This is a genomic window from Paenibacillus sp. J45TS6 (genome assembly GCF_018403285.1).
Classification (GTDB): Bacteria; Bacillota; Bacilli; order Paenibacillales; family Paenibacillaceae; genus Paenibacillus.
Genome location: NZ_BOSJ01000021.1, coordinates 33,480 through 46,440 on the forward strand (window position 1 = coordinate 33,480; position 12,961 = coordinate 46,440).

Annotated in this window: 13 protein-coding genes; all 13 read left to right on the forward strand. The window is 43.1% G+C overall.

What is annotated here, in order from left to right; translation table 11 throughout:
* Positions 1–205: 205 nt before the first annotated feature.
* The 13 genes from KJS58_RS21570 to nadA all read left to right on the forward strand — a co-directional run bounded on the left by KJS58_RS21570 (position 206) and on the right by nadA (position 12,896).
* The gene (locus KJS58_RS21570) at positions 206–478 is read left to right on the forward strand and encodes an HU family DNA-binding protein (protein ID WP_160036669.1); all 273 of its coding nucleotides are present in this window, start codon (positions 206–208) and stop codon (positions 476–478) included.
* A complete protein-coding gene (locus KJS58_RS21575) occupies positions 478–762 on the forward strand; it encodes an RNA-binding S4 domain-containing protein (protein WP_160036668.1) in 285 nt (94 codons plus the stop codon). Before KJS58_RS21570 ends, KJS58_RS21575 begins: the two co-directional genes overlap by 1 nt.
* Before the next feature lie 134 nt (positions 763–896).
* Positions 897–1,181, forward strand: a complete 285-nt coding sequence (gene yabP / locus KJS58_RS21580) for a sporulation protein YabP (RefSeq protein ID WP_191804404.1) — start codon at positions 897–899, stop codon at positions 1,179–1,181.
* Positions 1,178–1,747, forward strand: coding sequence for a spore cortex biosynthesis protein YabQ (gene yabQ, locus KJS58_RS21585; protein ID WP_213535552.1), 570 nt, complete (start codon positions 1,178–1,180; stop codon positions 1,745–1,747). Before yabP ends, yabQ begins: the two co-directional genes overlap by 4 nt.
* A 62-nt stretch (positions 1,748–1,809) precedes the next feature.
* Positions 1,810–2,154, forward strand: a complete 345-nt coding sequence (locus KJS58_RS21590) for an FtsB family cell division protein (protein ID WP_213535553.1) — start codon at positions 1,810–1,812, stop codon at positions 2,152–2,154.
* A gap of 181 nt (positions 2,155–2,335) precedes the next feature.
* Complete coding sequence (locus KJS58_RS21595; protein ID WP_160036664.1) at positions 2,336–2,866, forward strand: S1 domain-containing RNA-binding protein; 531 nt, start codon at positions 2,336–2,338, stop codon at positions 2,864–2,866.
* 365 nt (positions 2,867–3,231) lie between these two features.
* Positions 3,232–5,736: a stage II sporulation protein E gene (spoIIE, locus tag KJS58_RS21600; protein ID WP_213535554.1), complete on the forward strand. Its 2,505-nt coding sequence runs from the start codon at positions 3,232–3,234 to the stop codon at positions 5,734–5,736.
* A gap of 96 nt (positions 5,737–5,832) precedes the next feature.
* Entirely contained in the window at positions 5,833–6,585 is a 753-nt protein-coding gene (locus tag KJS58_RS21605; RefSeq protein WP_213535555.1) for a vWA domain-containing protein, read from the forward strand.
* Positions 6,563–7,504: a serine/threonine protein kinase gene (locus tag KJS58_RS21610; protein WP_374705845.1), complete on the forward strand. Its 942-nt coding sequence runs from the start codon at positions 6,563–6,565 to the stop codon at positions 7,502–7,504. Before KJS58_RS21605 ends, KJS58_RS21610 begins: the two co-directional genes overlap by 23 nt.
* Positions 7,505–7,554: 50 nt before the next feature.
* A complete protein-coding gene (tilS, locus tag KJS58_RS21615; protein ID WP_213535556.1) occupies positions 7,555–8,967 on the forward strand; it encodes a tRNA lysidine(34) synthetase TilS in 1,413 nt (470 codons plus the stop codon).
* Between the two features lie 75 nt (positions 8,968–9,042).
* Complete coding sequence (gene hpt / locus KJS58_RS21620) at positions 9,043–9,582, forward strand: hypoxanthine phosphoribosyltransferase (protein WP_213535557.1); 540 nt, start codon at positions 9,043–9,045, stop codon at positions 9,580–9,582.
* 100 nt (positions 9,583–9,682) lie between these two features.
* The gene (gene ftsH, locus KJS58_RS21625) at positions 9,683–11,719 is read left to right on the forward strand and encodes an ATP-dependent zinc metalloprotease FtsH (RefSeq protein ID WP_213535558.1); all 2,037 of its coding nucleotides are present in this window, start codon (positions 9,683–9,685) and stop codon (positions 11,717–11,719) included.
* A gap of 238 nt (positions 11,720–11,957) precedes the next feature.
* Positions 11,958–12,896, forward strand: coding sequence for a quinolinate synthase NadA (gene nadA / locus KJS58_RS21630; RefSeq protein ID WP_213535559.1), 939 nt, complete (start codon positions 11,958–11,960; stop codon positions 12,894–12,896).
* Positions 12,897–12,961 lie beyond the last annotated feature (65 nt).

Here is a 12,961-nt window from a genome sequence, read left to right on the forward strand (position 1 = left end):
CTTGGTTTGACAACGACACCTAAAATGTCGTATTCTTTACCAAACTTGAAACCACTGCGTGTGTCACATTAAAAAAAGACGCATTGCAGCAGGATTTTTAGTGACTTAGCAAGAATAGAAGTGTAGTAACGGCACGTGATACTAAGAAGCGTTTTTACGCAGGAAGTGCACGTCGTATTTTCTTTAATTTGGGAGGCCTTTAACAATGAATAAAACAGATTTGGTAAACAATATTTCAGAAAAAAGTGGACTTACGAAAAAAGACGTAGAAGCGGTTCTTAATGGTTTCCTTGGTGAAATTACAGATGCCCTTGCAAATGGCGACAAAGTACAACTCATTGGCTTTGGCACTTTCGAAACTCGCAGACGTTCCGGACGTACAGGACGTAACCCGCAAACAGGAAACACAATTGAAATTCCAGAATCTAATGTTCCTGCATTTAAGGCAGGAAATAAACTTAAAGAAGCTGTAAAATAATGAGAGTAGATAAATTCCTTAAAGTTTCGAGACTGATTAAACGCCGTACGGTGGCTAAGGATGTCTCCGAACAGGGGAGAGTCCTGATCAATGGACGAGAGGCGAAGCCAAGTAGTGCTGTCAAAGTCGGTGATGAAATTACCGTACAGTTCGGACAGAAACTTGTAACCGTTCGAGTAGAGCGTTTGGCAGAAAGCACGCGTAAAGAAGAGGCTTCGAGTCTATTCACCGTGGTGAAAGAAGAGCCTATTGCCAGAGATAACGGGTTGGACTTTTTAAGTTAACCTTTGTTTTACAGTAACAAGCGTGCTAATCCTGATTATGAGGGAGAAGCACGCTTTTTTAATTTCCTTCTGCTACTGTTCTAATCCTTCTTAACCTCCCATAAGCTAGGTGTAAGAAGGGAGGGGTACATGCCATGATAGACCATGTGAAACCGAAACAGCACAGTTTAACCATGCAGAACCGGAAGCAACTTGATATTACAGGTGTTTTGAATGTTGAGAGTTTCGATAATGAGGAATTCTTACTCAAGACAGAGCTCGGTCACCTAACCATTAGAGGGCAAAATTTACATATCAAAAACCTCAGTCTTGAAGAGGGACTCTTATCGATTGAAGGTCATGTAAGTTTTCTCGCCTATTTAGATCCCGGTTCAAGTTCCAAATCCGGAAAAGGAATTCTCGGCAAGTTGTTCAAATGAATCCAGAAATTCAGTGGATCACATTAGGATGGATGCTCTTCTCCGGAGCGGCACTGGGAATGGTCTATGACAGTTACCGGGTCCTGTCTCTCTCGTTCCGGTTTCCGAGATGGAGTATCCATACAATCGATTTGGTATATTGGATCGCAGCAGCCGTGTTTGTATTTAACATGCTGTATGCCAGTAACCATGGGGAGTTACGATTTTATGTCTTTTTGGGGCTTTTTTTAGGGGTTTGGGTCTATTTTTTGGTTTTAAGTGTTTTGACTCAAAAATTTGTGGTAATGTTAATTGGAATTATAAAGCAGATCTGTTATATAATTTACCGTGCGCTTTACATCATCTTAGTCATTCCTATAAAAGGGATACTTCGGCTATTACGGATTTTGTTTGGTTTTGTTATAGCGATTCTCCTTTTTCTGATCAGAATGGTTTATTACATAATTAGACCGTTTCTTAAACTTCTTTATTTGCCGATAAGACCCTTGATCAGTAAATGGCAGACTCCAAGCTGGATAGCACGTATGTTCAATCGGGTTAAAGAATGGTGGAACTACTGGTTCTGATCTTATTCACAAAATGGGCTGGTTAGCTCAAATTCCTACCTAATCATGAAGGAGGTACGCGTATGAAATCATCGTCTGGGCGCAGTGTTCAAAATTCAAAACAAGCTGGACCTCAGAAAACCAAAGTAACAGGAGCTCGGAGGCGAATCATGCTATGGCTTGCCTTTATGATCTGTTTCACAGGATGGGCAGGATACACATTCTTTAATCAGTCTACTCAAATGGCGGACAAGAGTGCCAAGCTGCAGGAGATCAAGGCGACACAGACAGAAACAGATCAAGCACTTGAAGAGCTTAAGCAGGAAGTAAGCCGACTTCAAGATCCTGAATATATTGGGCAAATTGCACGAAAAAAATATGGAATGTATTTACCTGGGGAGACACCAATCTACCCAGTTGATGAATAATATAGCAACAGAACTTGAATTCTGTTTTCTTACTGGAATTATGTTCAAATTTAACCGGAATTAGGCGCGTTAACAGGCGTTCGTTCAGTTGACCTTGGTTTAATCCATAAGGTATAATTAATTTACCGCAACAGATTTAAAAATCGGGTTGTATATTTTTAAGGGAGGATCATTTTATTCTATGGCAATTGAAGTGGGCACCAAATTAGAGGGCAAAGTGACAGGCATCACGCATTTCGGAGCATTCGTGGATCTGTCTGGAGGTGTCACGGGTCTCGTTCACATCTCGGAAATCGCTGACAATTATGTCAAAGACGTCAACGATCATTTGAAAGTTAATGATACGGTAACTGTTAAGGTTATCAATGTTGACAAGGACGGAAAAATTGGACTTTCAATCAAGCAGGCGGTTGACCGTCCAGCAGGTGAAGTACAACAGCAAGCTCGTCCACCAAGAACACCAAGACCGGAACGTACCGGAGGAGATAGAGAACGATTTAGCGGCGGCGCTGGTAACAGTGGCGGCGGTAGCTATAACAATCGTGAACGGGGAGGGCGTCCTTACAAACCTTCTGCCGGCAAGCCTTCGTTTGGCAAGCCTTCATTTGAGGATAAAGTGTCACGCTTTCTGAAAGACAGTGAAGAGCGGATTTCGTCGTTGAAGAAGAACACCGAAGGTAAACGCGGAGGTCGCGGCGCAAAACGCGTGTAAGTCACCAACCTGATCTTGCATATATAAGTACGTGAATAGAGAGAACCGCAGACTTTAGAGTCTGCGGTTTTTTTTGTCGCATCTCAAGAATCGTCCGACATGTTTCAAGCTAGTTCCAGTATTCTCATTCCATATCGCTAGAATTTTATGAGTAAGAAGAGGATGACTTGGCAAGTGCTGAAATTGTCATAACTCTCTTTAAGCCTATATGGGCTGTCCTTTTAATTCGTAACTCTGTTATTTCGCAGACCCCTATTTTTGTCGGAAATTTCTTTTTGTGACATCTTAGTTTCTGACAAACTTTCACAGAACAAGCTGACTATAATGGGAAACATCAAATCAAACGTTGGGGAGCGAAGCAAAACATGGACAAGTGGAATGTAATACCTTTTCCAGGAATCAAAGCTGGTAAACGGGGAAAAGAGCTGCGTGCCGATGTAAGCATGAGAATGAAGACATGGATAGGATCCTTGCGAGCCGTACAGATCATATCCGAGAAGAAATGGATGATCCTGCTGACGGTGATGGGTTTTTTGCTAGGAAAGGCTATGATATTAGACGAGCTCTCACCATTTGCCATAGCCTATTTTGCCGTTATTTTATTCTTGAGAAGGGATTTCTTAATTCCCGTGGGAGCCGCAATTCTCGCTGGCAGTTTTTTCTCGCCTTATCCAACCTTCTTCATCATCGCTGCCGAACTAGGGATCTTTTATCTGCTGTACAAAGGACTCTCCTCTTTTGGAAAAACCGAATTATCTTATGCGCCTGTCATGGTTTTTACCTCGGCTTTTATGGTGAATTTGTTTACCGTCCTGATCGGACCCTCATTCACATGGTACGCGGTCCTAATGATGACCATCGATGCGGTGCTGAGCTTTGTACTAACCATGGTGTTCATACAGGCGATACCGATCTTTACTTATCGGAAAAAGAATGTAAACCTCCGCAGCGAGGAGATCCTGTGTCTAATTATTTTACTGGCATCCGTCATGACCGGAGCTGTTGGGTTTACGGTCTATCATTTATCAGCTGAAAATGTACTATCAAGATATCTGTTACTTCTCTTCGCTATTGTAGGTGGGGCACCGCTTGGTGCGTCAGTAGGTGTACTTACGGGACTGATCTTAAGTCTGGCAAATATGTCAGCCATCTATCAGATGAGCTTGCTTGCTTTTGCAGGGATGCTGGCCGGAATGATGAAGGAAGGAAAAAAACTGGGTGTATCTCTGGGGATGCTGCTTGGATCCTCAATCTTAGCCATCTATTTAGGTGGAACAGGAGATGTAATCACATCGACATATGAGAGCTGTGCTGCAATTCTTCTCTTTTTACTGACACCTAAAAGCATGTTACAAGTTATTTCTAAATATGTACCTGGGACACAGGATCATAGCTATTCACAGCATGAATACGCTAAACGGATCAGGGATCTGACTGCCGAGCGGGTCAATCGTTTTTCACAAGTGTTTAAGCAGCTATCTAAGAGTTTTGATCAGATGTCTGGGGTTAATGAGATGGGACAAGGACAGCAGGATATGGAACATTTTATGAATGCAGTTGCGGAAGGAACCTGTACATCCTGCTTTAAACAAGAGCAGTGTTGGGACGGCAAGTTCTATCAGACCTATAAGTATATGACAGAAATGATGACTTCAATTGAAGAAAATCCAGATTTTCAGGCAAAGGACATTCCAGCATCCTGGACAAAAAGTTGTACTAAGACAGGGGCTGTACTTGATGTGATGAAGCGTCAGTACGGGCTATACCAAGATAATATGCAATGGAAACGCCAAATATACGACAGTAGAATGCTTGTAGCAGAACAATTATCCGGAGTGTCTCAGGTAATGGAGGACCTGGCACGGGAAATACAGCGCGAAACAAAGGTAATGCACAAGCAGGAGGAACAGATTAGATCAGCGTTGGAGCAGCTTGGTCTGTCCATCCATAGTATCGACATTATTAACCTGGACGCAGGTAAAGTCGAGATTGAAATTGTACATGCCTATACGAAAGGGTTTGATGAATGCCGAAAAATTATTGCCCCGCTTTTATCTGATATTATTGGTGAGCATATTGCGGTTGTAGAAGAAACGACGACTCTTCCGAAGCAGGGGCTTGCCACTGTAACTTTCGGATCAGCGAAGACATATGAAGTGACAACAGGTGTAGCTGGAGCAGCCAAGGGTGGAGGCCTTCTGTCGGGTGACAGCTTCAGCACAGTTGAGCTTGGTAATGGTACCTTTGTTGTCGCACTTAGTGATGGGATGGGAAATGGCGAACGAGCAAGGCTTGAGAGCAGTACCGCTTTAGGTATCCTGGAACAGCTGCTACAATCGGGGATGGATGCGAAACTTGCCATCAAATCAGTCAATTCTATACTGATGCTAAGGTCTACAGAGGAATTTTTTGCGACTGTGGATATGGCGTTGATTGATCAGTATTCAGCACAGACCACATTTATGAAGATTGGATCTACTCCCAGCTTTATTAAAAGAGGAGAAGAGGTAATCCCGATATCAGCAAGCAATCTTCCTGTTGGTATTATTAAAGATATAGAGGTAGATCTAGTCACTACGCAGCTGCTCCCAGGGGATATCGTCATTATGATGACAGATGGTATATATGATGCACCAGGGTACGCCGTAAATAAAGAAATGTGGATGAAACGAATGATTCAGGAGATGGATAGTGAAGATCCACAAGAAATTGCCGATATCTTATTAGAGCGTGTCATTCGTTATCAGCAAAATAAGATTCATGATGACATGACCGTTGTCGTTGGCAAAGTGGATCATTTTAACCCTGAATGGGCCACATTGCGTATACCGGGTATTGATCGGATGGAGCGGCCTAGGACAGTCAGTTGACGGGTGGATATTTATTATAGAGGGAAAGTCCTCGTTTGAACCTAGTCTATTATGGAAATAATAGGAAGAAGTTCGAAGCTGAAGGGGATGAGAAAGATGAAGCAAATTTTACTCATAACAGACGGATGCTCTAATGTTGGTTCAAATCCAGTACTTGCTGCTGCAAATGCCTTGGAGGAAGGCATTACGGTGAATGTAGTGGGCGTGGTGGATTATGGAACCATTGGTGACCTTGGGGGACAAGAGATTGAAGCGATTGCCAAAGCAGGAGGTGGAATAAGCCGGATTGTAGGTACACCTGTATTAGCAAAAACCATGCAGATGATGACGCGAAAAACGGTGGTTCAGACCATTGAACTAGCGGTTAATAAAGAGCTTAAACAAATTCTTGGCAAAAGTGCGGGCAGTATTGCTGAACTTCCTTTGCATCAGCGCGCAGAGGTGGTTCAAGTGCTGGATCATTTGACAGAGACAACACCGCTTCAAGTTGCTTTACTTATCGATGCAAGTGCTAGTATGAAGCCAAAACTGGCTGCCGTTGAAGAAGGAATTCGGGATTTGATGCTCAGCCTTCAAGCGCGTGAAGGAAGAAGTCAGATCTCTGTATTTCATTTTCCCGGGAGACAAGGCAGTGAAAATGCAGTACTTGATATCAACTGGACAAGCGACATGAACGCACTTCGATCGGTTTTTACTAAGCTGGATATGAGAGGTGCGACACCTACCGGGCCTGCAATATTAAAGGTGATTGATTATTATCGTTATGGTACACTAAACGAGAATGACCTGTATTATCGCGATTACGGAGAAAAAGAAGGGATGCATGGTGACTATGCCGCTGGATCCTGATCTTACTCCTGGAACTGTAGTTATCGGCAAATGGAAGAATAATAAATATATTATTCAGAGAGTGCTGGGCAAGGGAGCGAATGGAATCGTTTATTTGGTTCAGCGTGAACCGGGTGGAGGCCGGTATGCGCTCAAGATGGGTTTTAATCCGCTTGATTTGCAGTCGGAGATTAATGTTCTTACTTCATTAGCGAAGAAGGATCACCTTGCAGATGGTAACGGACTCTCTTCCTATTTAAAAGAAGTCGATAATTACCAGGCTGGCGGAAGTGAAATTTCTTTTTATGTCATGACTTATGTCAGAGGTGAGCCGCTTCATTTATTTATCCGTAGAAATGGACCGGACTGGACGATGCTTGTCGGGCTTAGGCTTTTAAAGAAGCTTGCTGAGCTGCACCGGTTAGGATATATATTCTGTGATTTGAAGCCGCAAAATGTACTTGTTTCTTCGTATGGTGAGGTGGAGCTCATCGATTATGGAGGAGCGAGTCCTGTAGGACGCAGTGTAAAGCAGTTCACAGAGTGGTATGATAGAGGGTACTGGAATGCAGGCAGCCGTGTCGCAGATCAGAAATATGATGTGTTTTCCTTTGCTCTTCTTCTAATTCATCTTCTGGAGGGAGAAGAACTAAGAAGGATCACTGGAAACAGTCTTCCTCAACTAAGAGGAAGACCTGCGCTTTTAACTATCATTCAAAAGAGCGAGCGGCTAGCGCCATATAGGAGTTGGCTTCAAAAGGCAATACAGGGTGATTATGACGATGCAGAAGATGCTTTTTTTTCGTGGAAAAAGCATGTCTACAGAGTAAGAAGCGGATCTAAGAATGCTTCATCAGAACCAACCCCAGGATGGTTAATTCCATCTTTTGCGTTATCAGCTCTAATTATGGCTGGGGCAGTGATCCTGATGCTTCGCTAAAATTAGAGGGTACATACCTTGAAATATCAGAGTTAGAAAAGAGGAACATCATGAAAGGACCGAAACTTGAACCTACGGTAATGCAGATTGCTGCTACAGCAGAGGAGTATCAATTGTGGAAACCGGGTCACCGGATTGTAGTCGCAGTATCCGGTGGGGCGGATTCTGTGGCTCTTTTACATATTCTTCATCAAATATCTCTCTATCATACACCGCTCACACTGATCTGTGCTCATGTACATCATGGGTTTCGTGCAGAGTCGGATGCTGAAGCCGAGCTGGTACAAAAATATGCGGAATCGCTGCACATTCCTTTTGAAATGGTTCATCTAAATATGCCGAAGTATTTAGAGGAGACTGGGCGGAACTCACAGGATGCGGCCCGTGAAAGAAGGTATGCTTTTCTTCATCAAGTCGCGGTGAAGTATAAGGCAAACAGCATTGCTCTGGCACATCATGCCGACGATCAGGCCGAGACGGTTATGCTGCATATGCTGCGCGGAAGTGGTGCTTCGGGACTTTCGGGTATGAAAATCAAACGAACTGAAAAAAACGTGGAACTTATTAGGCCATGTTTACGTATTACCAAGACGGACTTGGAAAAGCTTTGTGAAAAAGAAGAGCTTCCTTATCTCGTTGATAGTAGTAATATGAATCGTAAATATCTTAGAAATGCGATCCGACTGGATGTGCTTCCTTTTTTGGGGCAATATAATGGGCAGATAAAGGAATCTCTTTATCGGATGGCCGAAGTTATAAGCACAGAAGATGACTATATGGAAGCTGTAGCAGAGCAAACCTTTGCGGATATGGTCTTGAAGTCAGGTGATCGACTTACCTTTTCTGTCCCTGCGTTTAAGGGGCTACATGTCGCTTTACAACGAAGGCTCATTAAATTAATATTAAATTATCTGCCTTCAAACGATGATTTTGCTACTTTTTCAAGAATAGAATCCATACGTAAGGGAGTGGTTCAGACCGAACCGACGACTTGGATTCTTGATATAGGTCAGGGTATCGTTTGTATGCGGGAATATAACAGTATCATTTTTACTGCCCGGAAGTCTGTATCTGAGCATTACAGTTATCAGTTGCATTCTCCAGATGGAGATTCATTTCTCTATCTGAAAGAGATTGAAAGAACCATTCATTTGGTTCATTCAAAGGGGATGCACAGGCCGATATCTGCTAATGAAGCACAGTTTGATTTGAGCAAACTTCATTGGCCGCTTACCGTAAGAGCACGATTGCCTGGAGATACCATGAAAGTAATGGGATTAAACGGAAGTAAAAAGGTGAAAGATATTTTTATCGATGCCAAAATTCCGCCGTCCCTGCGTTCTCGTATTCCCCTCGTGTGTGATGTTGAAGGAAACATCATCTGGATTCCGGGCGTAAGACGCTCCATTCATGCTCCCGTAACCGATCAATCTGCACAGGTCATTCAAATGTGGATCGAGTAGCTATTACGCGCAGGCGGTTGACAGTAATGGTGCAGATAAGACTTTCATAGTATAACTTTAGGGGGTTCACTAACGTTGCAGAACGATATTCAAGAAATTTTAATTAGTGAAGAAGAAATTCAAGGTAAAATCAAGGAATTAGGCGAAGTATTAAGCAAGGAATTCGCTGATCGTAATCCTTTAGTCATTTGTGTACTTAAAGGTGCGTTTATATTTATGGCTGATTTGGTTAAAAACATAACAGTGCCTCTTGAAATGGACTTTATGGCTGTATCAAGTTATGGTGCTTCTACCAAGTCTTCCGGTGTAGTCAAGATCATCAAGGATTTAGATCAGACCGTTGAGGGACGCGATGTTCTTATTGTAGAAGATATCATCGATAGCGGGCTTACACTCAGCCATCTAATTGAACTTTTGCAAAACAGAGGCGCTAAATCGACAACGGTGGTTACCTTGTTTGATAAGCCATCTGGCCGTTCTGTTGATCTTGAAGCAGATTATACGGGATTTGTCCTGCCGGATGCATTTGTAGTTGGCTACGGTTTGGATTATGCTGAACATTACCGGAACCTGCCTTATATCGGGATTCTGAAACCGGAGATTTACAGTAACTAAAATCCCGGCAGAAAAATGATAGAATCGCGTTTGCCCATTTGTTGAGAAGGGCAGAATGGCTATGGTAAAATAACTAAGGTGTCTCGAGAGGAGGTAGGGGATGAATCGGTTCATCCGGAATTCTGGTTTTTATCTAATTTTATTTTTAGTTGTAGTCGGCATCTACCAGGTTATTAATGGTGGAAGTGAAGCGGCTGATACCCCTAAATACAACGAGTTTCGTCAGGAATTATCTGCAAATAACGTAGAGAATTTGAGTATTCAGTTTGATGGATATGCCTACCAGGTAACGGGACAGTATGTAACCCCGCCTGCTGAAAAAGCCAAAAACTTTATTACGTACATTCCTGCTACGGATGCTGCAGTTCAAGAAATTGCGGATGCCAGTGAAGCGAACGGAATAGCAATGGAAGCGAAACCGATGAAGGGTGACAGTATTTGGCTGACACTACTAACGTCGTTTATACCTCTTATTTTGATGTTTGTCCTCTTCTTCTTCCTGTTTAATCAGGCGCAAGGCGGCGGCGGCAAAGTAATGAACTTTGGTAAGAGCCGTGCACGTTTATATAACGAAGAGAAGAAAAAGATTACTTTTGAAGATGTTGCAGGAGCTGACGAAGAGAAGCAAGAGCTTGTCGAAGTTGTTGAGTTCCTGAAAGATCCTCGTAAATTTGCAGCAGTAGGTGCTAGAATTCCAAAAGGGGTTCTACTAAATGGTCCTCCGGGAACAGGTAAAACACTCCTTGCACGAGCTGTCGCTGGGGAAGCGGGCGTACCGTTCTTCAGTATCTCGGGTTCTGACTTCGTCGAAATGTTTGTCGGTGTCGGTGCATCCCGTGTGCGTGACTTATTTGAAAATGCCAAGAAAAATGCTCCATGTATCATCTTTATTGATGAGATTGATGCTGTTGGTCGTCAGCGTGGTGCTGGACTCGGCGGTGGACATGATGAGCGCGAGCAGACGCTAAACCAATTGCTCGTAGAGATGGATGGATTCGGAGCAAACGAAGGTATTATTATCATTGCTGCAACGAACCGTCAAGATATTCTTGACCCTGCCCTTCTTCGTCCAGGACGTTTTGACCGTCAAATTACAGTTGACCGTCCTGATGTAAGAGGCCGTGAAGCAGTTCTTAAAGTACATGCTCGTAACAAACCTCTTACAAAAGACGTGAAGATGGATGTAATAGCGAAGCGTACAACTGGATTTACAGGTGCAGATCTTGAGAACTTACTCAATGAAGCAGCCCTTCTTGCTGCCAGACGTAATCGTAAAGATATTTCCATGCGTGAGATGGATGAAGCGATTGACCGTGTAATTGTTGGTACGGAGAAGAAGAGCCGCGTAGTAAGCGACCGTGAAAAACGGATCGTTGCTTTCCATGAAGCGGGTCACACGATTGTAGGTTACTTCTTGGAGCATGCTGATATGGTTCACAAAGTTACGATCGTACCTCGTGGTCGTGCAGGCGGATATGTAATTATGATGCCAAAAGAAGACCGTATGCTCGCAACGAAACAAGAATTGCTTGATAAAGTAACAGGGTTACTAGGTGGTCGTGTATCTGAGGAACTGTTTATTGGTGAGATTGGTACAGGGGCCTATAGTGACTTCCAACAAGCTACAAGTATCGTTCGTAGCATGGTGATGGAATATGGTATGAGTGAAAAACTCGGACCATTGCAGTTTGGTAATTCCCAAGGTCAAGTCTTCTTGGGTCGTGACTTCGGACACGAGCCGAACTATAGTGATTCCATTGCATATGAGATCGATAAAGAAATGCACCGCATGGTTACAGAATGCTATGAGAAAGCAAAAGATTTGCTGACCAAGTATTCTAAAGAAGTTCACCTTATTGCGGAAACACTGCTCGAAAGAGAAACTCTTGATCTTGAAGATATCAAGCAGTTGATCGAAAACGGAGCAATTACCGAAAAAGAAGAAGGAAATACGGGAGGATCCTCTGAAGGCGGAGAACCTATTATCGACAATGTCGGTGATGTTAAAGTTCGCATTCAAGGAAAAGATAACAACGGCGGAACACCGGCGGAAGAAATTCCAAACCATGTTCCAAATCAGCCGGAGTCTGAATCTACACCTCCAAGTGATCCAGATAAGAATAAACCTACTTCATAAGGTTGCTATATACGAAAAACCGGAGAACAGCTTATGTTCTCCGGTTTTTTGCGTTATTACATTCGTTTAGCTCTGAATTGCGTCTATTTTGTGAATTGACAGGTCAGGGTGCGCCGTGTAAATTAGTTGTAAACAAAAGGAAGTTCTGTATCAGACTTTGTGAATCGATTAACAAGCGGGGTCATACACTGCAAAGTGAACGTAGTATTCGCTATTCCATAAAAGGAGAGGGTCAACAGTGGAGGTTCAGGCACTAGAACGTAAGGCCGAGATGAATCGTGAGTTGAAAGAGCGATTAAAAGTACTAAAGAAGGAACGGAATGCGATTATACTTGCTCATTATTATCAGCGAGATGAAATTCAGGAAGTAGCAGACTTTCGTGGAGACTCTTTTCTTCTAGCCCAGAAGGCAGCAGAAACCGATGCAGAAGTCATTGTTTTTTGTGGTGTCCATTTTATGGGGGAAAGCGCCAAAATTTTGGCCCCAAATAAAAAAGTGATTATTCCTGATGAACGTGCGGGCTGTCCCATGGCTGATATGGTCAACGTAGAAGGGCTTCGCAAATTAAAAGAGCAGCATCCGAATGCGAAGGTCGTTACATACATTAACTCTTCTGCTGAGATTAAAGCCGAGACAGATATATGCTGTACTTCTGCTAACGCAGTAAAAGTGATTCAATCGCTTGATGCGGAAGAAATTATATGGGTTCCTGATAAAAATCTCGGACATTATGTTCAGCAGCATACCGATAAGAAGATGATCATATGGGAAGGGTACTGCAATACACATGACATGCTAACGATAAAAGATGTGGTCGAAATGCGTGCTAAATATCCCGATGCAGAATTCGTGGTTCATCCGGAATGCCGCCCAGAAGTGGTTGAAATGGGTGATTTTGTGGGCAGTACTACAGCAATTCTCGAATATTGTAAAAAGTCGGACCGCAAACAATTCATTGTCGGTACAGAAGACGGTACAGGATATCAACTTCGAGTAGACAGTCCGGACAAAACCTTTCACTTTGCGACCAAATTTCTTGTTTGCCCGAATATGAAAGTGAATAACCTCAAGAAACTGGTAAAAGCGCTGGAGACAATGAAGCCGGAAATTTATGTACCTCCTGCTGTTGCCGATCGTGCACGTTTATCCCTAGAGCGCATGTTACAAGTAAAATAGGATGAAGGGGGAGGCTTTCAGATGAAGGTAAGCCCCCTTTTCTATATATGCATGATTACGTGAGC